25 protein-coding genes and 1 pseudogene are annotated in these 22,832 nt (G+C 32.8%); 2 read left to right on the top strand and 24 right to left on the bottom strand.

The genetic code is table 11. From position 1 onward, the window contains the following. Positions 1-90: 90 nt before the first annotated feature. A complete protein-coding gene (locus AC0ONG_RS08930) occupies positions 91-771 on the bottom strand; it encodes a class I SAM-dependent methyltransferase (RefSeq protein WP_136997007.1) in 681 nt (226 codons plus the stop codon). 335 nt (positions 772-1,106) lie between these two features. On the opposite strand from AC0ONG_RS08930, the gene AC0ONG_RS08925 reads away from it, so the two are divergent. Further along, a complete protein-coding gene (locus tag AC0ONG_RS08925; RefSeq protein WP_001253201.1) occupies positions 1,107-1,445 on the top strand; it encodes a hypothetical protein in 339 nt (112 codons plus the stop codon). 29 nt (positions 1,446-1,474) lie between these two features. Here the strand turns inward: AC0ONG_RS08925 and AC0ONG_RS08920 are convergent, their stop codons facing one another. The 4 genes from AC0ONG_RS08920 to ytfJ all read right to left on the bottom strand — a co-directional run bounded on the left by AC0ONG_RS08920 (position 1,475) and on the right by ytfJ (position 3,491). Further along, positions 1,475-1,687 (bottom strand): hypothetical protein, encoded by a 213-nt coding sequence (locus AC0ONG_RS08920; protein ID WP_000798747.1) that lies wholly within the window; start codon positions 1,685-1,687, stop codon positions 1,475-1,477. Between the two features lie 69 nt (positions 1,688-1,756). After that, positions 1,757-2,077 (bottom strand): hypothetical protein, encoded by a 321-nt coding sequence (locus tag AC0ONG_RS08915; protein ID WP_000761171.1) that lies wholly within the window; start codon positions 2,075-2,077, stop codon positions 1,757-1,759. 51 nt (positions 2,078-2,128) lie between these two features. After that, positions 2,129-2,905: an oxalate:formate antiporter gene (locus AC0ONG_RS08910; RefSeq protein ID WP_000014087.1), complete on the bottom strand. Its 777-nt coding sequence runs from the start codon at positions 2,903-2,905 to the stop codon at positions 2,129-2,131. Positions 2,906-3,065: 160 nt separating this feature from the next. Then, a complete protein-coding gene (gene ytfJ / locus AC0ONG_RS08905; protein ID WP_000349986.1) occupies positions 3,066-3,491 on the bottom strand; it encodes a GerW family sporulation protein in 426 nt (141 codons plus the stop codon). 133 nt (positions 3,492-3,624) lie between these two features. On the opposite strand from ytfJ, the gene AC0ONG_RS08900 reads away from it, so the two are divergent. After that, positions 3,625-4,410 (top strand): GNAT family N-acetyltransferase, encoded by a 786-nt coding sequence (locus tag AC0ONG_RS08900; RefSeq protein ID WP_136997005.1) that lies wholly within the window; start codon positions 3,625-3,627, stop codon positions 4,408-4,410. A 278-nt stretch (positions 4,411-4,688) separates the two neighbouring features. On the opposite strand, the gene AC0ONG_RS08895 is transcribed toward AC0ONG_RS08900, so the two are convergent. From AC0ONG_RS08895 to essB, 19 genes and pseudogenes are all read right to left on the bottom strand, one after another. Next, entirely contained in the window at positions 4,689-5,483 is a 795-nt protein-coding gene (locus AC0ONG_RS08895; RefSeq protein ID WP_000623464.1) for a DUF3952 domain-containing protein, read from the bottom strand. A 168-nt stretch (positions 5,484-5,651) separates the two neighbouring features. Beyond that, entirely contained in the window at positions 5,652-6,428 is a 777-nt protein-coding gene (locus AC0ONG_RS08890) for a hypothetical protein (RefSeq protein ID WP_000267123.1), read from the bottom strand. A gap of 62 nt (positions 6,429-6,490) precedes the next feature. Then, positions 6,491-7,261, bottom strand: a complete 771-nt coding sequence (locus AC0ONG_RS08885; RefSeq protein WP_000267113.1) for a hypothetical protein — start codon at positions 7,259-7,261, stop codon at positions 6,491-6,493. Positions 7,262-7,323: 62 nt separating this feature from the next. Further along, on the bottom strand, positions 7,324-8,085 hold the full coding sequence (locus AC0ONG_RS08880) for a hypothetical protein (protein ID WP_000267133.1): 762 nt from the start codon (positions 8,083-8,085) through the stop codon (positions 7,324-7,326). Positions 8,086-8,303: 218 nt separating this feature from the next. Beyond that, entirely contained in the window at positions 8,304-8,351 is a 48-nt protein-coding gene (locus AC0ONG_RS08875; protein ID WP_229163603.1) for a hypothetical protein, read from the bottom strand. 141 nt (positions 8,352-8,492) lie between these two features. Then, positions 8,493-9,311: a DUF3952 domain-containing protein gene (locus tag AC0ONG_RS08870; protein WP_153599298.1), complete on the bottom strand. Its 819-nt coding sequence runs from the start codon at positions 9,309-9,311 to the stop codon at positions 8,493-8,495. A gap of 33 nt (positions 9,312-9,344) precedes the next feature. After that, entirely contained in the window at positions 9,345-10,148 is an 804-nt protein-coding gene (locus AC0ONG_RS08865) for a DUF3952 domain-containing protein (RefSeq protein WP_000768458.1), read from the bottom strand. Positions 10,149-10,223: 75 nt separating this feature from the next. Continuing rightward, complete coding sequence (locus AC0ONG_RS08860) at positions 10,224-10,982, bottom strand: hypothetical protein (RefSeq protein ID WP_000267149.1); 759 nt, start codon at positions 10,980-10,982, stop codon at positions 10,224-10,226. A 474-nt stretch (positions 10,983-11,456) separates the two neighbouring features. Beyond that, a pseudogene (locus AC0ONG_RS08855) lies at positions 11,457-11,642 on the bottom strand (hypothetical protein); the annotation flags it as partial. 12 nt (positions 11,643-11,654) lie between these two features. Next, positions 11,655-11,915, bottom strand: coding sequence for a hypothetical protein (locus tag AC0ONG_RS08850; RefSeq protein WP_002083293.1), 261 nt, complete (start codon positions 11,913-11,915; stop codon positions 11,655-11,657). A 473-nt stretch (positions 11,916-12,388) separates the two neighbouring features. Beyond that, a complete protein-coding gene (locus AC0ONG_RS08845; protein ID WP_000588631.1) occupies positions 12,389-12,634 on the bottom strand; it encodes a hypothetical protein in 246 nt (81 codons plus the stop codon). 289 nt (positions 12,635-12,923) lie between these two features. Then, the gene (locus AC0ONG_RS08840) at positions 12,924-13,370 is read right to left on the bottom strand and encodes a DUF5085 family protein (RefSeq protein ID WP_000582719.1); all 447 of its coding nucleotides are present in this window, start codon (positions 13,368-13,370) and stop codon (positions 12,924-12,926) included. After that, positions 13,367-13,828, bottom strand: a complete 462-nt coding sequence (locus AC0ONG_RS08835) for a DUF5085 family protein (protein WP_000701786.1) — start codon at positions 13,826-13,828, stop codon at positions 13,367-13,369. The genes AC0ONG_RS08840 and AC0ONG_RS08835 overlap by 4 nt, the downstream gene beginning before the upstream one ends. A 136-nt stretch (positions 13,829-13,964) precedes the next feature. After that, positions 13,965-14,750 carry a hypothetical protein gene (locus AC0ONG_RS08830; RefSeq protein ID WP_000267116.1) on the bottom strand — a complete coding sequence of 262 codons (786 nt, stop codon included), beginning with the start codon at positions 14,748-14,750 and terminating at the stop codon, positions 13,965-13,967. 29 nt (positions 14,751-14,779) lie between these two features. Further along, positions 14,780-16,264 carry a T7SS effector LXG polymorphic toxin gene (locus AC0ONG_RS08825; protein WP_000034621.1) on the bottom strand — a complete coding sequence of 495 codons (1,485 nt, stop codon included), beginning with the start codon at positions 16,262-16,264 and terminating at the stop codon, positions 14,780-14,782. Positions 16,265-16,284: 20 nt separating this feature from the next. Further along, entirely contained in the window at positions 16,285-16,581 is a 297-nt protein-coding gene (locus AC0ONG_RS08820; protein ID WP_000503886.1) for a TIGR04197 family type VII secretion effector, read from the bottom strand. Positions 16,582-16,584: 3 nt separating this feature from the next. Beyond that, positions 16,585-17,007, bottom strand: coding sequence for a YwqH-like family protein (locus AC0ONG_RS08815; protein WP_000510565.1), 423 nt, complete (start codon positions 17,005-17,007; stop codon positions 16,585-16,587). A 12-nt stretch (positions 17,008-17,019) separates the two neighbouring features. Beyond that, complete coding sequence (gene essC / locus AC0ONG_RS08810; protein ID WP_136996967.1) at positions 17,020-21,531, bottom strand: type VII secretion protein EssC; 4,512 nt, start codon at positions 21,529-21,531, stop codon at positions 17,020-17,022. A gap of 39 nt (positions 21,532-21,570) precedes the next feature. Next, positions 21,571-22,770 carry a type VII secretion protein EssB gene (essB, locus tag AC0ONG_RS08805; RefSeq protein WP_000136616.1) on the bottom strand — a complete coding sequence of 400 codons (1,200 nt, stop codon included), beginning with the start codon at positions 22,768-22,770 and terminating at the stop codon, positions 21,571-21,573. Positions 22,771-22,832 lie beyond the last annotated feature (62 nt).

Here is a 22,832-nt window from a genome sequence, read left to right as displayed (position 1 = left end):
CCTAGTCCCCCTTTAATTGGTTCTGATGATATTGTATCAGTTTTTTGTATTTTCTGCACTTATTTACCTCCTAAAAATTCTTTCATTTCTTTATACGTTTTTTAACATAAATACCCATAAGAATGTTAACGATTGTTGTAACTCTGTAGGTAGTTGACCTAGCATCTTCTCATTTACTCCGCGCTTATATACGCCGATGCCATCTACAACTTTAAAACCTTGTTCTTTCGCTAACTGTTCAAATTCCCAAGGCATCATTGTATTACAAACAACGTCTTTTCCGTACAAGCGGGGATAACTATTCTCTCGTGGCTTTGCTGTCGGTCCTAAAATTGCAATACATGCATATCCATTTTTCTTTAACACACGCTTTATTTCATTTAACGCTCGTAATGGCTCTTCCGTCCATTCTAAAGAATTAATTGCCATAATTGATTCAAATTGCTCATTTTCAAATGGTAATGCAGAAAGATCTCCTTTTATAAAAGATAAATTCGGTCCTTCTCCGCGCTCCTTACCTTTTTGAATCATCACTTCCGATAAATCTACTCCCACTGCTTTATAGCCTGCGCGACTTAATTTATATGTACCGTAGCCATCACCACAACCAACATCGAGCACTTGTGCTTCTTTCTTCACGTATTGTTCAAAAAATGGAATAATTGTACTTCTGCTCCCGCTGTCCCACATCTCTTGACTATTTTGATTCCAAAACTCTGCACTACTATCCCATTTCTTCTCCGCTGACTCGTGCCAATTAAATTTCGTCATACATTCCCCTACCTTCACGTATTATCATTCATTTCATTCTACATCATTTTCCAAAATTCCTGTTTTATCCCGCTTGCAGTAAGATACCTACCTCAAAATTCAATGGATGCGGACCAGTTAATGGGAGAGAACTGCTCATAAAAATCCAATTGTTGCTGGCTGATAATCAGTCCTAGTGGAAAAAATCCCACACTTTATCTTCACTAGGAGATGGATATGTTAACGATGGAATGCGTATTCTCCAATTTTTGCTTTACTTGGGTTTAACTCATACTCATGCTCTTCTCATTTTGAAAGATACTATAGATACACCCAATTGAAAGAGAGGGATGTACATGCGAAGAAAGAGAAATCATCATTTTAAAAGTGGTGAAAAAAACGAAGAGTATGCTGCTGAAATATCACCAGCTGGCATTCCAATTAGACATAAGCGTAAAGAAATTGCAAATGAGATAGAAGGTACAAATACCGGCGCAATGGTAGGCTATGTCGCTTTATTTCTTTCGTTATTCTCCATTGCTTTTTATCCAGTTACGCTCGGCTCCCTAGCAATTTTAGTTGGCCTATTAGCTGTCAATTTCGGAGCAAGAACACTTGGATATACAGCAATTGGTTTTGGTAGTTTTTCTGTTTTATTTACTTTACTTTATCCGCTTGCTTTGTCAGCGTTTTAAAAAAACACACCAAGTTATACTTGGTGTGTTCATTCATGATACAACATAATATGACCGCATCCACAACAATGTTTCGCTGTAATTTCTTGGAAAACAGGATAATTCTCTTCATCTCGATGCTCAATAAATACTTTTTCAAATCGATACATGTTTGGTGCATATGCCCAATCTTGTTTCGTACGTGCATATAACGTTGAGGAAAAAAACTCCTCACCACCGCAAACGATACATGTGTTCTTCATCGCTATCCCTCCTATGCTTGTCTTACTTCATCTATATGAACATAAGCATAAAAAAAAGACCTTCTATTACTAGAAAGTCTTCTCTGAAACAAAAAGAAATGTACCAAACATTCCTACTCCGCTATATTCTTTTGAAACACCAGCTTCTGTTTTAAATGTTTGCTTTACAGTCATAAAGAATACACCATTTCGTGCATCTGTACTTTCAAATTGTAGTTTTTCTTTTTTACCATCTACATTTTGCGTGCATTCAAAACTACTCTCATTACAATTCAACGCATACTTATCCTCTACATACACTTTAAAATCTGATTCTTTCGGACAAGTTATAAGTAATATTGCCACGAGAATAATACTTATAATACCCACAATTGTATAATATTTCTTCATTTGTACTCCTTTCAAATGACAAGAAAACTTGACTTCATACGCCAAGTTTTCTTAGTCAACAACCCATTGCCACTCTTGTTCTTTCTTATCAAAAATGAGCCAACCTGTTTCTGTTGCTTCCTCTTTCAATTCATCGATATTATCTAACACCTCATCCGTACTTTCATACGAACCAACTACATATACCGGAATTTCAAGACCTCTTCTTGACTCAATTTTCCCTGCTAGATCTATGTAAAGACCATCTTCCATTAGTGGAATAAGTCCCATAATCAATTCTTTTGAAATCGCTGGGAAAATTTTTGATTTTTGGAAGAAAGAAAAACGTTTCTTACCGAAAGCACCGAGTTTATACGGAATGACTTTACTTAACATTCCTACAAAATCAGCAATTCTACGATAATACACTTTGTTGTACCATCCGTCATCATGTGAAAAATAAACAAATCGATTTTTCAACAGCGGAAAGAATGTTCTTGCAAGTGGTTCTTTTTTGTGAGCCAAATATAATAATTCTGCAATTTCTTTCGGCTCTAATTCATCTAAATCGCTTGCATCATCAAAATCTACCCAACAAAATTCATCAAATTCATCAATCTCTGCTTGAATTAACTTATGTATATTTTCTTCCTCAACATATTCAAATAAAGTATGATAATGAAAATCCGTCCATTCAAAGTTGTGCTTCAAAAGCAACACTTGATGAAGCGGTGAAGGGATGTTACTCGCAAACTCTTTAAACGTAATTCCTGATGTAATAAAACAATGACCTCGACGATTACCATTAATATATATCATATTCTTTACTTGGTCAGATCCTCCAGACAAAGCACCTAGCCACCTTCGTTTTATATGTTTCAATTCTATAGCATATTTTAACATGAAAAATTTTAGAAACATAGAAAAAACTTCAAAAACTATTTACAATTTCATGTGTTTTATTACATAGTGATTACAAGAAAAAACGCCTGCTCACAAGCAGGCGTTTTTAAAGGATTTCATCAGGGTTTTGAGGATGATGATTTCCCTCTTTCTTTTCTTCTTTTTGGAACATCGATTGAATTTTATCAATTGTTTGCGGAGCTAATTCAATCATTTTTTCTGCTAAATGTGTCGCATTTTGTAAATGAAGAATATTTACTCCATCTTTATTCACCACAAGAAATGCTACTGGTGTAATCGAAACACCACCCGCGCTACCGCCACCAAATGCAGCGTTACCGTTCGCTCTTTGTCCATCATTCGTTTGGAAATCAGAACCTCCTGCTCCAAAACCGAACGCTACTTTAGAAACCGTTAACACCACACCACCGTCAGCCGTTTGAACAGGCTCTCCAACAATCGTATTTACATCAACCATTTCTTTTAAATTTTCCATTGCTGCTTTCATTAACCCTTGAATTGGATGATCCACCGTTCATAACCTCCTTTGTCATATCTTTCCTAGTTTTTCCGAAAGTTTGTGAACTAAACATAAAATTTTATATTGATTTCAAAAAACTTAAGTTGTAATATTTAGAAAAAATAAAAAAAGGGGCCAATTCGTTATGATGCGAAAATTAACAAAGAAAGATCATGAACAAGTATTCGCTTACCTAAAAGAAGAAGCCGCCCTTAACTTGTTTATTATTGGGGATATAGAAGCTTTCGGTTATGAAACAGACTTTCAAGAATTATGGGGTGTATTTAAAAAGAATGGAACATTAAAATCGATTTTACTTCGCTTCCATGATGCATTTATACCGTATAGTAAAGAAGAGTTTGTAGTAACTGACTATGAGGCATTTCTTTCCGCATATAAGCCGCTGAAACTCTCTGGCAAGTCAACTATTGTTGAACGATTTGAAACCGTTTCAAGTATACAGCTAGGTACGAAAAATGAAATGTATTTTTGTGAATGTCTAAATGCCGACAACTTCCCTAGTACGCCTGCCCAAGAAACAATTAAACTTGCCACACTAGATGATGTAGAGCGAATTATGCAATTACGAAGTAACATCGCTGAATTCCCGACTGCTAATGAATCAGAGAAAATATTAAGACAAGCTCTCGAAACCAATACAGGACGTACATATTATATTGAAAAAGATGGCGCAATCATCGCATCCGCCTCAACTTCCGCTGAAAATTCATTATCCGCTATGGTAGTTGGCGTATGCACACATCCGAATTATCGCGGAAATGGATATGCTTCACTCATACTACAAAAAATGATTCAAGAATTTACGAAAGAAGGCCGAACACTTTGTTTATTTTATAACAATCCAGCTGCTGGACGAATTTATAAACGTCTAGGGTTTAAAGACATCGGGATGTGGACGATGTATCGATAATAAGAGGTACTCTATAAGCGAAAATAGTTGTAACTTTGCAATAAAAGCTGATTACACAAAAACTTCACACCGTTATTATGAAGAAACTACTTGTAAAGCCATGCCCCTAACTAAAACATGTCATGTATTCAAGCTAATTTTAGACAGATAAACGCCCCAATTGTTGCATCTACTCCAGCAATTGGGGCGTTTACCCTCAAATTCTTTCCACTATATTTATGAAACATTTATCACACCTATGTCGCTATTATCTTTACGTGCAAATGCCCTTCTAAATATTACTGCGTCTTATTATACTGTGCTTTAAAATCAATATATTCCTGTTTCGCATCTTTGTTATTATCCTGTTTCCTATTAAAATAAGTTATAATTTGGAACATATTTTCTACTAATTTTCCATCCCCATTCTTTTTCTTATAATCTATATCAATACTTAATTGTAATATCTGTTTTGGATTTTTTGCAGAGTCAAAACTAAGTGAAATTGTTGATCCATCATATTCATCATAGTTAATTTTTAACTTATCATTAATAATACTTTGGAATTCGGATTCAGTTAGTCGATATCCTACTGAATTAGGCTGATCAAACTTTTTTATATCATCCCCGGGCTTCATCTTTAGTTTCCCTATCCCTTTTAAACGATCTACAATTAAGTTTACGTATGAAACATCTAGATTTGAATCCGAACTTTTCACCTGTCCATTTTCATACTTAACATGAGTACTATAAATAGTTTCTTTTTTATAATTCTCATTTGTCCTTTTTCCCTTGTCTTTTTCTATATCAGTCGCAACTGTTTGTATCGCCTCTCCATATAAACTTTTATCTTTTGTATTATATACACCTTCCGTAGTTTGACGAATTGTCTTACTGTGCTCTCCATCTTCTTTTTGCTCAAACGTACTATAAATACCTCTTTGTTCCACAAAAGCATACCCATCATCACTCGCAGACATAACCGTCTTCATATCACCTTCATCCAATGCCTTAACAAATGGCTCATACTCTATCTTTTCTTCAAAAAAACTACATGCTTGTAGTAGGCTGATTGTTATTATGATACTAATCATTTTAAAAACCCTTTTTTTGTTCATTTCATCATCACACTACTCTCTCTACATTTCCAACTAGATACTCTTTTATTCACATTACATAATTAAAATTTCTTTTAGCAATACAAATATTCTTCTTTAAATCATTACTTTTTTTACCATCAAAACTTACAATACACCCTTTCTTTATGCCTTACGTTTCGATTTACCTTTTTTATTTTTCTTTTGATAACTTGGAGTTTCTCTTTTATGTTGCTCCCACGTTTTATTAAATGACGGAAATTTAAACCTGCAATATGCTAATAGCTGAAATTCAGCTGCACCGATTGCTATCGTATACATTAAAAAGGTCCCTACTACATACATAAATAAATCATCAAACCCATAATCGTTATGAAAATATATCAAAATAAGAATAGTTACTGCGTATAGTGTAGCCCACTTCATCATCTTTCCTTTTGTTTTACTAAAGAAAGAAGCAGACCTCTCATCCATACTAAACGCACCTTCACTTGCCAATTTAAATGTATCTATTGTTGTTACGATATGAAAAATTACTGCTCCTAAAAGCAATAAACCCGCATACAGTATTGTAATCCAATCAATTGAATTATTAGCCATTTTAGTAACAGTCAAAGCAATAGGAGCTATTGTTGCCAATTGGAATGAACATAATAATACGACAAGGGTTTGTAGTTTTTGAAATTTAAATTGAGCTATCGGAAATGAATAAATGACGAAAAGAATTATTTGTATAATATATAAGAATACTTCTAACTTAACAATTCCTATATTAAAGAGAAGCATGCAGTAATCCCACCCGGCTGATAAAACAATAGAAAAAATGGTTATTGAACTAAATAGTATTCCTCCAAACATAAATCCTGTAGCCCCCTCAGGACTTAAACGATCATTACATGTCATCCTAAACTTATCTAAATCTTCTTCTTTTATATTCCACACCTTGACATTTCACCTTCTATACAGTTTAAATAATTTCCATTTACTTCAATTCTATTTCACTCTTATTTACTTTTCGATTTGGATTTTGTATTTCGCTTTCGAATTCTCCCTCGCATTCTCTCATTCTCTTCCCATGACATATTAAATGACTTGAATTTAAATCTACAGTACACCAATAGTTGAAATTCTGCCGCTCCAATGGCTACTGTATACAGTAAAACAATACCTACCGCATAAAGAACTAAAACATCAATTCCATAACCATTATGAAAATATATCAAAATAAACAGGATTAGCGCATATATTGTAGCCCACTTCATCACATCTCCTTTTCTTTTACTAAAAAATGAGATGGATCTTTCATCCTTACTAAACGCACCTTCACTCGCTTGTTTAAATGTATCAATTGTTGTCACAATATGAACGATAGCTGCTCCTACAAATAATAACCCTACACAAATTAAAGTCATTTGGTCAATTGAATAATCAGATATCCCAGGAAGAACTAACGCTGTAAATGTTATTGTACCTAATTGAAATGCATATAATAATACAACGAGCGTTTGGAACTTTTGAAATTTATAACGTGCTTTTGGAAATGAATATAGAATTAAAAAGATGAATTGTAAGCTATATAAAACAATTTCAGTTTTAACAATTGTTTTATCAAAAAAAGTATGATAATAATCCAAACCTCCTACAAAAATAAAAAACATGAATACTGAACTATAAACTATTCCTCCAAACATAAATCCTGTAGCACCTTCAGGGCTTAAACGATATTCACATGTCATCCTAAACTTATCTAAATCTTCTTCTTTTATATTCCACATCCTGGCTCTTCACCTTCTATACGTTTCAATTATTTTTCGAGCACTAAAATTTTATTAATATATTATTTATTTTTCGTTTTGAATTTCTTATTTTGTTTTCGAATTCTCCCACGCATTCTCTCATTCTCTTCCCATGACATATTAAATGACTTGAATTTAAATCTACAGTACGCCAATAGTTGGAATTCTGCCGCTCCAATTGCAACCGCATACATTAAAACAGTTCCTACTCCATACATAACAAAAAAATCAATTGAATAATCATTTTGAAAATACATCAAAATAAGTAGTATTAATACATATATTATAGCCCCCTTAATCATAGCTCCTTTTGTCTTACTAAAAAACGAGGTGGATCTTTCATCACTACTAAACGCACCTTCACTTGCTTGTTTAAATGTATCTAACGTTGCTACAATATGAATAATAACTGCTCCTACAAATAGTAGTCCAGTATACATCCTACCAGTTGAATTGTCAGCCATTTCAGAGACAATCGAAACTACAAATAATATCGTTCCAAGCTGAAACGCATATAATAATATAACGAGCGTTTGTAACTTTTGAAATTTAAAACATGCTTTCGGAAATAGATATATAATTAAAAATATAATTTGAATACTAAATAACACAATTTCAGTTTTAACAATAGTTCTATCAAAAAAATTATTGTAGTAATTCAAATCCCCTACAAAAATAACAAACATAAATATTGAAATATAAAATATTGTTCCAAACATAAAACCCGCAGCACCTTCAGGACTTAAACGGCCTTGACATGTCATCCTAAACTTATCTAAATCTTCTTCTTTTATATTCCACATCCTGACTTTTCACCTTCTATACAGTTTAAATAATTTTCAGGCACTAAAATTCCATTACATTCTTAACATTTTTAAGTACATAGATCTTTGTACAACTAAATTCAGATAATCTTTTAGGTATATCATTACCATATTAATTACCATAATCATCTAATCAGAATGCTTTTTGATGGTTCAAGTAGTGTCTTTTTTCCTCAAAAGTTCCAAATATTCTTCTTTCAATTAAGTATAACCGTCTTCTTGTCACCTTCATCCAATGCCTTTATTAGACTCTCATACTCTATTTTGATTTACCAAAACTATACGCGCTCAGTAAAACATAACTGTTATCACAGTAACTATTTTTCACTACCTCTTTACTCATATCTTCACAACATTTATCGTTCTCAAAATTCAATTAAAATATATTATTTTTGATTTATATACTCTTTTTCATAATTTACATATTCTTTTTTGGAACTTTGATTATTATCTTCCCTAGTATGATAATATGTTGAAATCTCTTGATTGCGTTTTATAAGCTTATCTTCTTTTTTTTCTTCATAATTTACCGATATTGTTATTTGTGTTATTCTCATTTGATTTTCTTTTGTATCATTAGGCGTATTAAATTCAATCATCAATATTGCAGAATCAAATTTATCATATTTTAAATTTAACTTATCATTCATGATGTTTTTAAACTGTAATTCAGTTAAATCATAGCTTATTATGCTCGGTTCACTAGATCTTTTTGTATCTTCACTCGATTTCAATTTACTAAGTTCATTTAATCCTCTAAACATTAATTTTACATATGAAACATTCATAGCTTGATCCTGGGCTACTGAACGGGATTTTTCATTTTTTAAATTTGTACTATAGACCGTTTCTTTTTTGTAATTTTGATTACTACCAACGTTTTTATCATTTTTTATATCAGTAACAACCTTTTGAGTTGTTTTCCCATATAAGTCGTCTTCTTTCACATTATATACTCCATGGGTTGTTTGATATATTATCCTGCTATGTTCACCATCTTCTTTTTCTTCATAAGTACTTTCGCTAGTCTCTTCTTTCACATAAGCATACCCATCATCACTTGCAGACATAACCGTTTTCATATCACCTTCATCCAATGCCTTTACTAATCTCTCATACTCTATTTTTCCCCCGAAACTGCACGCGCTTAGTAAAAACGTTACTGTCATTACAATAACTATTTTTTTAACTAACCTTTTACTCATGCCATAACTACACCTTTCCCCTTATTTTATACATTACTTATTATTCAAATATTGTTTTTTATACTCCTCATATCGGGTTTTAGAAGCTTTATCGTTATCTTCTTTAGTATTTAAATAGATTGCTATTTTTTGATCATGCCTTATTAATCGGCCTTCTTTATTCTTTTTTTCATATCCCATTGTGATGCTTATTGTAGTGAATTCCATTGGATTTTCTTTTGAATCTTTCGCCGAACTAAATTCCATTAATAATATTGCTTCATCAAATTTATCGTAGTCCACCTTTAACTTATTATTAATTATTTCTTGAAATTCCGATTCAGTTAAGTAATATGTTACCTTGGATGACTCACTAAATCTTTTTTTATCTTTTTTTGGTCTTAAACTATCTATTCCCTTTAATCTATTAAATATAAATCGAACATTCGAAACATCCAAATTTTGATCTGGACTTTTTGATTGATTATCTTCATATTTAATACTAGTTCTATATACAATCTCTTCTTTTTTTTGCTCACTATTTAATGAACTAGCAATTTCTTGCAAAGTTGTTCCATAGAACTTTTTTTCTTTAATATTGTATACTCCTCCTGTTGTTTGATATACAACGCTAATGCGATTATCATTTTCCGCCCCAAACGTGCTATCCCTAACCTCTTCTTTCACATAAGCATACCCATCATCACTCGCAGACATAGCCGTCTTCATATCACCTTCATCCAATGCCTTTACTAATCTCTCATACTCTATCTTCGTCTCCCCAAAACCACATCCACTTAATAAATTTGCTATTATTGACAGAACTATCATCATCTTGGCTTTCTTCTTTAACTTCATACTGACACCCCGTTGATTTCTCTAGGCATTTTTAAGCTCATTATGTTCCTTTTTGGAAAGTAATACATTTCACCCTTATTTACTTTTCGTTTTAGATTTTGTATTTCGCTTTCGCATTCTCTCATTCTCTTCCCATGACATATTAAATGACTTGAATTTAAATCTACAGTACGCCAATAGTTGGAATTCTGCCGCTCCAATGGCTACTGCATACATAACAACATTACACATAACATAACCAAACATTGTGTTTAATGAGTAATTATTATTTATATAAATCAAAACAAGAAGAATTAACACATAAATTACAGCACCTTGTATAACATGTCCCTTTGTTTTACTAAAAAACGAATCTGATTTGTCCCCACTACTAAATGCACCTTCGCTTGCTTGTTTAAATGTATCAACTGTTGTCACAATATGAACAATAATTCCACCTAATACTAATAGACCTACATAAACACGTGTATTGAGATCAATTGAATGCTCAATCATTCCAGAAAGAACAAATAACGTGCATCCGATAGTTCCAAGTTGAAATGCATATAATAATATAACGAGCGTTTGTAATTTTTGAAATTTATAACGAGCTTTAGGGAATAAATATAGAATTAAAAACATTACTTGCAAACCATATAACACTAATTCAATCCTAACAATTACCTTATCAAACAAGGTAGTATAATAATCTATTCCTCCTATAAAAATAATAACCATAAATAATGAAGTATAAAATATCGTTCCGAGCATAAATCCCGTCGCACCTTCAAGACTTAAACGCCTTCTGCATGTCATCCGAAATGCTTCTAAATCTTCCTCTTTTATATTCCACATCCTGACTTTTCACCTTCTATACAGTTTAAATAATTTTCATTCACTAAAATCCCATTACATTCCTAACTTTTTAAGTACATTTATCTTTGTGTAACTATATTCAGATAATATTATCTCTATATTAATTACCGTACATAATCAGAATACTTTTGATAGTTCAAATAGCCTTCTTTCTCCTCAAAAGCTCTAAATATTCTTCTCTCTTTCACTTAAGCATATCCCTCATACTCTATTTTTGTTTCCCCCGAAACTGCACTCACTTAGTAAAAACATTACTGTCATCACAATTATATCGAGATAATAAAGCTCTTTAATTTTATCTTCAGAAAGGTGATAACCTCCCATCAACAATATGCTAGGAGGTTATTACAGTTATTTTAAATTTGTTTTTATTTTAATGGATTCGATTTTTGCAAATAATAATGTTATTTAATTTGAGCAGCGAATATTAAAAACATACTGCTTAATAACTCGTAATTTTTCTAGTTGTTCATCGGTTGCTACCATCTCATATGAGTTATCTACAACCAAACGAATTTCAGTATCATTTTCTTTTACTTTTCGCAAGTCTTTTTCTGTACAATTAAACTCTCGAATGATTTCCCCTTGTGTGTTTACCAATCTAACGTAAATGTTTTTTTTCTCCTTCTTCTTAAACATCTGAACTCCCCCTTATTTGTTTCCTATCATAGATAACCCTATTGTAATTAAGAGAAAGAAAACGATAATAAGGAAAGTCTTCCCTTTGCTTACTTGTGTTGTACAACCTTCCAAGACAGCCCATATAAGAATTGGAAAAAGAAGAATACCTAGGAGAATATCGACCAACTTGTTGCTACTCTTCTTTAGTGGTTTTTCTTCTACTATCGGTTTTATCTGAACAGCTTCTTTTCTTATTTGTTTCGGTTTCTTTTTCTTACGTCTATGATTCACCCAACTTACTCCGCCACATTTTAAACTTAGCTGCAAATTGATCTTCCATTCTTCAAAACAAATCAGCTCCCTTAGAATGATTTATTATTATGAAAAGACTTTTCATAATTCACATAATCTTGCTTCGCTTTCCTCTTTAACTTCATACTGTCACCAGTTACTCTAGGCATTTTTAGTTTCATTACGTTCCCTTATTGTTCCTATCATAAATCCTAAAGCATCCTCAGGACTCCAACGATGTTTACATATCATCCGAAATTTATCTAAATCTTCTTTTTTTATATTCCATATCCAAGTTTTCCACCTTTAACTACCTTTACTTAAATCATATAGATTAAAAATAAAAACCTTCTCATTTTAACGAAAAGAGAAGGTTTTCTTACTGTTATACATTCATGCCATATTCAAAACTTTCCCTCTTCAAATAACGTATTATAGTTGTTAATCTTTGGAATTTTATTTTTGCTATTAATTTAGGCATTTTTACTTTTCTTAAAAAACACCAAATATGCAAATAATGACGAAATTAAGAGGAATACACCCGCCCCTATACCCTCATATATTTTAAAATAAACAGCAGCAATTATCACAAATATTGACATTATTATTATTAGAATCATTGTATATTTCATTATAAATTCTAACGCTTGATAGATAGATACTATTGTCCTTTGAAAAAAACTTTGCTCTGTTTCTGAAACATTCCGATCCTTAATCAAAATAACACCTTCCCCTCTTTACAAATTGACTTTTGAATAAACTTTCCCCTTCAAACTAGCAACAAAGCGAACTATAGCACGTAACTACTACCAATACAGAATGAGCCCGTTGAAAATCGCATGTCGAAATATTAAGTTAATTACATATAAATTTGAGAACGAAAAACCTCCTCATTCTAACGAGAAGAGAAGGTTTTATTTATGATATTTCCCCAAACCCTATTCAAAACTATCTCTTTTATGATATTTCATGATGTTTCCATATGTTAAAAGCCACAAGCTTAAAATATTATTCTTCATTAAATACAGCAATCTTCACTTCAACATACTGTAAAGACTCATCACCGCTAAACACATGATAAATTGGCGAGGCTAAATTCAGATTATTATCCTCCATATACAGAAGCATTTCACCATATACCTGCTCTGTTAATTTTTCATAATCTCCCGTATATCGTTTCATGAGCATCTCATCAACATAATAATAGCTCCTAAATTGAAGTGTTTCTGATGCTGGAATTTTATCTTCATTCACTGGCATGAATAATTCAACGTACATATTTTCATCAGATGGTATATTTTTCAAAGCATAAAACATCGGACCTTTTACTGTTAAATTCTCTGTTGCAATTTCTGACATAAAATGTTCAATTGCTTCTTCCATATCTTCGTAATGAAAATAGTACTCTTTCGAAACAACATTTGTATATGCAATACTTTGTCCTTCAATTATCATTTTATTGTTTCACCTACTTCTCTAATAGGAGCATAAATATCTAGCCACATGTCACCGTATACGTCTAAACATACGTGATAAAAACCATTATCTAACTTGATATGATGCTGTTCTGCAAACTCATGTATTAAATTATAAGCCTCCTCAATATCACCATCTTCATCAGTAAATCGAACACTTAATGCCTCTTCAATAATTAATCCATCAACGTATTCATATGCAGAATTCTCTCCCAATTTAACACGCTCATTTACTGGAACAGAATACGTATATTCACCGTACTCTGGTTCATTTTCCAATGGCTGATATTTAAAAAGAACAGGACCTACAGCATATATTCCATTATGAACAACTTGATTTCTCAGTGCGATAGCAGGTAATAACCAATCTTCTTTTTTTACAATTTGAGTAATACTAATTAAATTTAAAAGTGATAATGCTTTATATTGAATTTTCATAATACCTACTCCTTTTACTATTCTTTCTCTTGGCTATATATTCTTTTGTTTCTTCAAATGTCACTTACGCTCTCTTTCATATTCCTTCCACATTATAGTAAATGGCGAACATTTAAACCTACTATACTCATTTCCTTTACGCCTTACGTTTTGATTTACCTTTTTTATTTTTCTTTTGATATCTTGGAGTCTCTCTTTTATGTTGCTCCCACGATATGTTAAATGAAGGGAATTTAAATCTACAATACGCTAATAGCTGAAATTCAGCTGCACCAATGGCTATCGTATACATTAAAACAGTACCTATTACATACCCAATAAAAGTATCAAACGCATAATCATTATGAAAATAAATCAAAATAAGTAGGAGTAATGCGTATATTGAAGCAACTTTCATCATAGTTCCTTTTGTTTTACTAAAAAAGGAAGCGGATCTTTCATTCATACTAAACGCACCTTCACTTGCCTGTTTAAACGTATCAATCGTTGTCACAATATGAACAATCACTGCTCCAAAAAATAAGAAACCTACATATACTAATGTAATTCGATCAATTGTATAATCAGACATTCCAGGAAGAATTAGAGCCGTGAATAATATCGTACCTAATTGAAATGCATATAATAATACAACAAATGTTTGTAACTTTTGAAATTTAAATCGAGCTTTTGGAAATGAATATAGAATTAAAAAAATTATTTGTAAGCTATATAACACAAGTTCCATTCTAACGATTGTTTTCTCAAAGAAAGTAGTATAATAGTCCCAACCAAACGTTACTAAAGTACCAATAAGAAAAAACATCATTACTGAAACAAACACTATTGTTCCTATCATAAATCCAAAAGCACCTTCAGGACTTAATCGACGTTTACATGTCATCCGAAATTTATCTAAATCTTCTTCTTTTATATTCCACATTACCTATATGCACCTTTCTTGTAGTCTTATTACCAAAATATAGATCCAAGTTTGTGTGTTACTTTTTTAACTCCTTTTTTAGCAAGATCAATTGCATTGTCTTCTCCTCCTAAAAAAGACCATTTTTTATTAATTGCCCATGTAAGTCCTACGGCAACACCAGCTCCAACCACAGTTCCAAGCGGCGGAAGGAAAAACGACCCTGCTACAGCACCAGTGGCCATCGCTCCAGCATTTGCTCCAATATCTACAGCTGAATCTGTTGCTATATCAGCTACATCATGTAACTGCCAACCATCATCTTTAGTAGCGTCTACAACATTCCCTCCGACTGACACAACAGCCCCAAAAATACCTGCTCCTTTCAATACTGTGGCCGGTTTCCCCATACCTTTAAACATTTCTTTCCATTTTCCAGGATGTAAATCCTTTAAACCGTCTGCATAAGCAGTCTTAAATGCACTCAATCCTCTCTCCCCAATTGCAGTAGGCAATCCTTTCTTCTCCCAATCAACGTGGAAATCTTGATAACTTTGAAACTCTGGTAATTTTAAAATGGTTTTTCTTGCTTTTTTTATTTGTGCATTTGTTGTTTTTAAATCACCAAATTCAAATTCTAATTTATTCTTGATAAATCGAACTAAAACATCATCATTATTATCCATTGTAAGGATTTTTGCTACTTTAACCAAATCTTCTTTCTTTAATGTCGATAGTTCATATACTCCTTTCCCTTTTCGACCTTTAGGATCAAAAAGGACGTCTAAAGCATAATTCTTTTTAACATAATGCATGCGTATATAGGAAGCTAAAAGAGCCTTAGTTCCCTTAACACTAATGTCGAATTTGGTCATTGTATCTGCCATTACCTTAATGATATTTCCAATTGCCACGCTAGATATAAGCTTCCCTATTGCAGCGATAGACAAATTTCCATTATTCACTTTTATTTGTTGCATTCCCTCATCTATTTTATGCATTAATTCATCAAACTCTTGCAGGTCACTTTGTTTACTATTATAAGTCTCTAATTTTTCTAATGTATCACTGATTTCTTTTTGGCTTTTTACAGCGCCTTCAGTGATACTTGATGATGATGGGTATTGAGTTGCGACGATGTCACTAATCGTACCTACTGTTTTTTTTGCCTCTTCACTAGAGTGGCTGAATCCCTCACTATATCCATGAACTTTTTTCTTTACATCATCCAAATAACTTCCATGAATTTTTGCATCTGCATCACTGTCAACCTCACTGTTAAACTCCTCTATTGCTTTTTGAAATTGACTTTTTAACATTTCCGTTGTAACTGTAAATCCAGTGATAACAGCTCCATGAACTGTAGATAAATGATTCTTAATAGTATCAGCAGCTTTTCCTTGAAAAGAGTTAATTTGTGTAAAGTCCTCTATTTTTTGCTGCAATGTTTCCAAATGTTGATTTAACTCTTCAGCACTTGAATTAAAGCGCTCTTGCAGTTCTTTTACTTCTTGTAACTCTATGATTTTGCTCATATTTTCCCCCTCCTTTCCCTTTACATAGCACGGTGAGCTGAACTGTCTTTCAAATCTTTTCCAAGCTTTTCATCTTGCTGAACCATTTCTTGTCCTGTTTGCTGAATTCTACTAATATCTTTTTGTAGTATTTGTTCATATTGCTGCACTTTTTTCGATAACTTTTCAATCGCTTCACAATATTTTTTCAGTTTACTTAAATTCGTACGATGTAACTGCATACCATTAAATTTAGTCTTACCTAAATCACTAGCACCACTTTTCAAATCACTTACTTTCGCATCAAATACCCCTTTATTTAATTTAATTTCCCCCATTTATCATTTCCCCGCCTTCTGTACTTCTACTTGAATACTAGCGTCAACCATTGAAACACTTCTACTTAGAGAAAGAATACTAGACTCACATGTAGCGATTTCTCTTTCAAGCCGCCGTATAGCTTGATCGATGTCTTCTTGCACTCTCCCTAGTTCTCCGATAAACTTCCCTAAATTCGAAATGACTTGTTGTTCATATGTTTCTTTAAAAGTAGTTGCTCTTTGCCCTTTCCAACTACTCTCGTTTATTTCTAAGGACTTAAACTGCTCTTGATTTTGTTTAATTGCTTCAAGATTATTTACAAATTTCCCTTTAGCAGTTATTAGCCTTCTTAGTTTCATTTGTAGTTCAGCCAATTGCCCTTGTTGATGACTTATACTACTTAATAAACCAGATTTTTGACTATTTAATTCCTCTATCCCCATGCAAATCCCCCCTTAAATAGTTGGCACTTTAATTCTAGTAGCAAAACGATTTTCAACAAAATACCCTTCAAATGGATTTAATTTTGTACTACTTAAATCTTTATTAGATACATCGAAGACCATTTGGCCTGATGATTTTCTAAGTAAAATAACATGAGATTGCGTTTTTATTGTTTTTGAAACTAAGTCGTATCGACTGTCAATTGAATCAACATCACAGCCAATTACGAAGTGGATGCCCATAAATGCACCATTTGTTATTAATTCCGCTAAACTATATATATCGCTATCCTCTAAATTACTTAAAATATCATTTACATCTGCAATTACGATTACAATCGGCTTAAATTTCTTAATAAATTCTGCCGGGTTCACTGTTTCACTTGATGCTTCCTGTTCCTCTTTAAACGCCGCTTCTCTCGATTTATAAGCATTTGTAACTTGTTTAATCGTTTTCTCAATTCCTGTTTTTTCAGCTACATATAAAGCAGCGCTCTCTCTATAGTTTGAGAAATTGCGTGTTCTTGTATCAATTAAACCTAGGTCAAAGTGTCCACTGTCTGCTAACTGTTGAAGGAATTGATGAACTACATTTTCAACTTCATCTTTCTTGATTCCCCCTACAACAATATTAGACGCTTCCGTTAAATCTAATTCGAGAGGTGTAACGCTTTCTGTTTCTACACCAAATGTTAGTTTGCCTGCTTCAATAATTTTTCTTGTTTCTGGCCATGCAATAAATTCTTTGTATTCTAGAACTTCAGGTACCATAGGAATTGCTTTCGGTCTTTCTCCATCCCAGAAGGAATCCATCTCTTTTCCTTCAGCTTGTATATTTTCAATTCGAGTAAGGACATCTTCTCCATCTGTCGGTAAAGCTGTTTGGAAGATTGTTGGTTCGTCAATTTTAACTAAACCACGTCCTGCTAATTCTTCAATTTTCAACTCTGTTCTTCCTACAATCGCTCTAGATTCTGCCTCATCTATCATATATAGAGCAATTTGTAGTTTAATATTTGTATTTACTTGTACTCTCAATGCATTTTGACGTGTAGCTGTAAGCATTAAATGAATTCCTACCGCTGCCCCTTCACGTACAATTTGTGCAATAATGCGTTCAAAATCTTCGACAAATCCAGCTTCTCTAACAGCATCATAGTTATCTAATGTAATTAATATTGTTGGTAATACTTCTTTACTAGCTCTCTCATACATTTCAAGACTCGCAACGCCATATTTACTTAGCAATTGCTTTCTATCTTTTAATAGGTCTTCTATGCGACGAAGAAACTTCTCGCATTTTTCAACTTGGTCTAATGTAATGATGTCTGCCACATGCGGTAAAGATTTTAATGGCATTAAACCATTTGTTCCGAAGTCTAATAAATACACATGCAAATGCTCCGGACTATGCTGACGAGCTACATCCATAATGACTGATTGTAAGAATGTTGATTTTCCGTAGCCTGGACTTGAGAAGACCGCTACGTGTCCGTCTTTACTAATATCTAGTGTTAATGGTGTTTGTGATTGTAATTCAGGCTGATCTAGTAGACCAATTGTTGCTTGTAATGGTTTCTTTTCTTTCGTCCATGCTTCTTTGAACTGAATAGCATGTAAGTCTTGTAAATATACGCTTTCTGGAAGTGGTGGTAACCACGGTCTTGCTAATGCTTCAATTTCATTTATTTCTGCGTAATCGTGAATGTAGTCAATAACAGCATCCAGTTCAGATGGTACGCTTATTACTTCTTTACTGCTACCAAGTCCACTTAAGTCTTCACTTAATATTTCATATTGTCCTAGATCATTTATTGCATAGATTGTTGCGTCTAAATGTTCTTTATCCTCTTTGTTTTCTACATAGTCTGCTCCGCTCCAAGCTGATTGGAATAGTTCATAAATTTCATTATTCCCAACTTGTAAGTAAGCACGTCCTGGTAATGTAATTTCAGCAGCATCCGGTGTTTTTAAAATTTCATTACTATCTGACGTATTTTGAACTTTTAGTGCTAGTTTGAATTTCGAGTTACTCCAAATTTGATCATCTACAACACCACTCGGTTTTTGCGTAGCTAATATTAAATGGATTCCGAGTGAACGACCGATACGCGCTGTTGAAACTAACTCTTTCATAAATTCTGGTTGTTCTGACTTCAGTTCCGCGAATTCATCACTAATTAAAAATAGATGTGGCATCGGTTCACTTACTAAGCCTTCTTTATACAGTTTTTGATACTGATTAATATGGTTTACATCATTTTCCCCAAATAATCGTTGTCTTTTTTGTAATTCAGCTTTAATTGATGCGAGCGCTCTCATACTTTGTGCTCCATCTAAGTTCGTAATTGTTCCTAATAAATGCGGTAAGTTTTTGAATAAATTCGCCATACCGCCGCCTTTATAGTCAATTAGTAAAAAGGCTACTTCGTACGGATGGAAATTAACTGCTAGAGATAAAATGTACGATTGTATAATTTCTGATTTACCTGAACCTGTTGTACCTGCTATTAACCCGTGTGGTCCGTGTGCTTTTTCGTGTAAGTTTAAGTTTACGATATCTTCTTTCCCACGTAATCCAAGTGGTACAGCTAAAGATTTATGCGCTGCATTTTTCTCCCAGCGACTTGTAATATTCAGTTCTTTTACTTTTTCAACGCCGTACATTTCTAAAAATGTTACGCTTTCTGGAATACTATTTTTTAAGTTTTGCAAATGATTTAATGGTGCTAATGCCCTTGAAATATCTTCTAAATTGAACCCTTTTGGCACATGATTTAGTTTAAATTGACGGTTAACAAGCTCTCCTTGCTCTAAGATGATGTTCCCTTGTTTTGCATCTCTTATATCTATTACCGTTTTCACATGCTCCGGTAAACTTTGCATAACATCTTGTACAAATACAAGTGATACACCTAATTGACTCGGATCATCATTAAAGAATTCCATAACAACATGGTCTAATATTAGTTTTTCATCTGTAATGAGAACGACATAGTGCGGTGCAAAGTACATTTTTTCATTAGTAGAACTTTTTTCATCTAGTTTTAATTTTCGTTCTTTCAATATTTGATACAAACTATTTAACACTTGATCACGGCTACGATCATGGTATACAAATCCACGTACATTTATATCGCGAACACTTCCATGAGGTAACCAGCGCATCCAATCCCATTTTTCTTTTTCTTCTTCCGGAAAAATAGTAATAAACTGCAAGTCATAATAACTATGGAATAAAGCCGTTTGTGCAACTAATAATTGTAATTGCTCTAACACTAAAGAGCGTTGACCAATATAACCGACTGGTCCATTCATTAAATCTGTTACAACTGGTACATCTTCCAATGATAGATAACGCTGTCTTAGTTCACGTGCTATATCAATTAATTCATCTTTCGTTTGACTAAATTCTTCTTCATTAAATTGAATTTCAAAACTCGTATTAGCTTGTCCTGTTCCAACGCTAAATGTTAAGAAATCATGATGTAACATTGTTTTTTCATAAATTCGAGGATTTACTTGAACTGCCATATTACGTATTACTTCTACATTTGGATTGTGATAATGTAATGCGTGACGCTGTTTTTCACTTTCTGCATGTAAATCTTTCGTTTTTTGTTTTATATACTCTCTATAGCTTTTATCTCGTTCAACAATGTCGACTTTATATTGCTTCAAATTTTTAATATACGATGTGACAGAAACAATGATTGTTACTAATGTCATCGCAATCGATGCGATAATAAACATTCCATATTTCATGAAAATAGCAAGTAATACAGTTACGACAATCATGACAAGTGAAGGTGCAATGATTCTTGCTAAATGCTCCGTTGGTTTTGATGGCATACTTGAAGGCTTTGCAATTGTCATTTTCTCTTCTGGTTCACGGTAAATAATACGTGGTGAACGATGATAGTCTGGATAACCACTTTGATAATTCGTTTCTGATTCTACTAAAATAGGTAACGCAGATTTCACTTTATCTTCTGAAGAAAGTACTTGAATGTCTTCACTACCAATCTCCAATAAAATACCATCAAAATATAATACGTCTCCTGATTCCAACATAACGCTATCTTTTAACTTCGTATAATTATGAAATACATCCCCGCCATACACGTTCACTTTAAAAGAATCGTACAACGTTTCGCGAGATAGCATTAAATCTACACTAGTCCCGGTAATAGAAATATCATCGTAATCGTTTCGACTCACTGTAAGAGAAAGTTTCGTTCCGATATCAAACACTTTAGTTGTGCCAATAATAGATATAAAGATTTTCAAGCTCACATCTCTTGTTTTTCCAATCTCAACTTCCTTATTGAATTCTATTAATTGATCCTGTACCATCCAAGCATTTACTTCATTATTCCACTTTAACTCTATTTCTTGTTCTAAACTTGGATTCGTAATATCATTTGTCCACTCTTTTCCAATCGACACTATTGATTGCTCATTTGGATGTAATGTGCACTTATATATTTTGTCTCCATAAGTCAATACTAATAGTTGCTCCATCCGTGTTCACTGCTCCTTTTCAACTGTCTCATCAAGTGCTTACTCTTTTTTCTCTGTGTCCGACAAATTTTTATCGCTTGATGAATTGCCATATTTCTTTTTATATTCATCTAATTGTTGCTCATATGTTTTTAACTTTTGATCACGTTCTTCTCCTGATAAATCCGGATTATTTTTCAGTGATTCAATTTGTTTAACAAGGCCGTACATAATAAGCTGAGGATCATCAAGTGTCTTAGCTAAATCTAATGATTTATCAAAATTACCTTTTCCGTTATACATCCAATACAGCAAATACTTTTCATCACTTTTCAAACTAATGTTTTTCATAATCGATTTCTTTTGAGCTTCACCTAGTTTTTCAGCTGTAATGTATGCAAATGCTAACTCATATTTAGATGCAATCGGTAATGATTCAAATTCCTCTTCATTTAATTGCGTAATGACTTTGTCATAATCAGTTGCTATGAAACTTGCATTTGCTTCTAACAATTTATTTTGATAAGGAAATTTTATAAAAGTGAAATATATTAAAGGAGCAGCTAAAATAACTGTCGCCGCTATGAAGGAAAAAGCTAAGTATTTAAACGATTTATAGCTTTTTTTAGGTACTAACTGCATATTTTTCTCTGTTTTTGTTTGTTCCTTCTCAAAGCTGTCATCAAGAAACTGCAGTAATGCATCTAAGCTTTCCATTTGAGCAACGGTCTGTTCAAATGTTGTTTCTTTTGCATCTTTTAGTAACCCAGCATACAAATCATCAAAGTTATGTTTTTGGGAGAATAAAGCAATAATTAGACACTTATATTGTGTTAAAAATTGCTCTTCTGATAACGGGGTTGGTGGAACAATATCTCGAATTCCTCTATGTATAATACTTGGTATTAAATTAGCATTAAAAACTATATTGTCTGGATGTAAAAAGAACGTGATTCGTTTATTTAAATATTTACGAAACTGCGCAACATTCCGAAGTAGTCTTAATTTCTCATTTCTTCCAAAACGGCTAAGATTGTCCCACTTATATAATTTTTTATCTACTTGATATAGAAACGTAAACATATCATCCGCTTCTTCTATTGTTAATGGTACAAATTCAGATGATACGCCCGTAATTATATCGAATTGACGGAAGTCTTTTATACGTGTTTGAGATTTGGTCATCTCCAATTTCCAATTTTCTTTTTCTATTTGAAATTGATAGTTCATTGCATCAATTTGAATTATTTTTTCCGTCATGTTTATCCTCTTCTCCTTTTCTTTATAACCCGTAATAACTTATTTTCAAATAACTAAAAGTA

It is taken from the genome of Bacillus sp. TCT6, assembly GCF_056033845.1.
This window is presented reverse-complemented; position numbering and strand designations above follow the sequence as displayed.

Bases quoted from the DNA above. Each gene is read 5' to 3' on its own strand.
- AC0ONG_RS08930 (WP_136997007.1), bottom strand. From the start codon at position 771: ATGACGAAATTTAATTGGCACGAGTCAGCGGAGAAGAAATGGGATAGT.
- AC0ONG_RS08925 (WP_001253201.1), top strand. From the start codon at position 1,107: ATGCGAAGAAAGAGAAATCATCATTTTAAAAGTGGTGAAAAAAACGAA.
- AC0ONG_RS08920 (WP_000798747.1), bottom strand. From the start codon at position 1,687: ATGAAGAACACATGTATCGTTTGCGGTGGTGAGGAGTTTTTTTCCTCA.
- AC0ONG_RS08915 (WP_000761171.1), bottom strand. From the start codon at position 2,077: ATGAAGAAATATTATACAATTGTGGGTATTATAAGTATTATTCTCGTG.
- AC0ONG_RS08900 (WP_136997005.1), top strand. From the start codon at position 3,625: ATGATGCGAAAATTAACAAAGAAAGATCATGAACAAGTATTCGCTTAC.
- AC0ONG_RS08895 (WP_000623464.1), bottom strand. From the start codon at position 5,483: ATGATTAGTATCATAATAACAATCAGCCTACTACAAGCATGTAGTTTT.
- AC0ONG_RS08885 (WP_000267113.1), bottom strand. From the start codon at position 7,261: ATGTGGAATATAAAAGAAGAAGATTTAGATAAGTTTAGGATGACATGT.
- AC0ONG_RS08880 (WP_000267133.1), bottom strand. From the start codon at position 8,085: ATGTGGAATATAAAAGAAGAAGATTTAGATAAGTTTAGGATGACATGT.
- AC0ONG_RS08870 (WP_153599298.1), bottom strand. From the start codon at position 9,311: ATGAGTAAAAGGTTAGTTAAAAAAATAGTTATTGTAATGACAGTAACG.
- AC0ONG_RS08865 (WP_000768458.1), bottom strand. From the start codon at position 10,148: ATGAAGTTAAAGAAGAAAGCCAAGATGATGATAGTTCTGTCAATAATA.
- AC0ONG_RS08860 (WP_000267149.1), bottom strand. From the start codon at position 10,982: ATGTGGAATATAAAAGAGGAAGATTTAGAAGCATTTCGGATGACATGC.
- AC0ONG_RS08840 (WP_000582719.1), bottom strand. From the start codon at position 13,370: ATGATAATTGAAGGACAAAGTATTGCATATACAAATGTTGTTTCGAAA.
- AC0ONG_RS08835 (WP_000701786.1), bottom strand. From the start codon at position 13,828: ATGAAAATTCAATATAAAGCATTATCACTTTTAAATTTAATTAGTATT.
- AC0ONG_RS08830 (WP_000267116.1), bottom strand. From the start codon at position 14,750: ATGTGGAATATAAAAGAAGAAGATTTAGATAAATTTCGGATGACATGT.
- AC0ONG_RS08825 (WP_000034621.1), bottom strand. From the start codon at position 16,264: ATGAGCAAAATCATAGAGTTACAAGAAGTAAAAGAACTGCAAGAGCGC.
- AC0ONG_RS08820 (WP_000503886.1), bottom strand. From the start codon at position 16,581: ATGGGGGAAATTAAATTAAATAAAGGGGTATTTGATGCGAAAGTAAGT.
- AC0ONG_RS08815 (WP_000510565.1), bottom strand. From the start codon at position 17,007: ATGGGGATAGAGGAATTAAATAGTCAAAAATCTGGTTTATTAAGTAGT.
- essC (WP_136996967.1), bottom strand. From the start codon at position 21,531: ATGGAGCAACTATTAGTATTGACTTATGGAGACAAAATATATAAGTGC.
- essB (WP_000136616.1), bottom strand. From the start codon at position 22,770: ATGACGGAAAAAATAATTCAAATTGATGCAATGAACTATCAATTTCAA.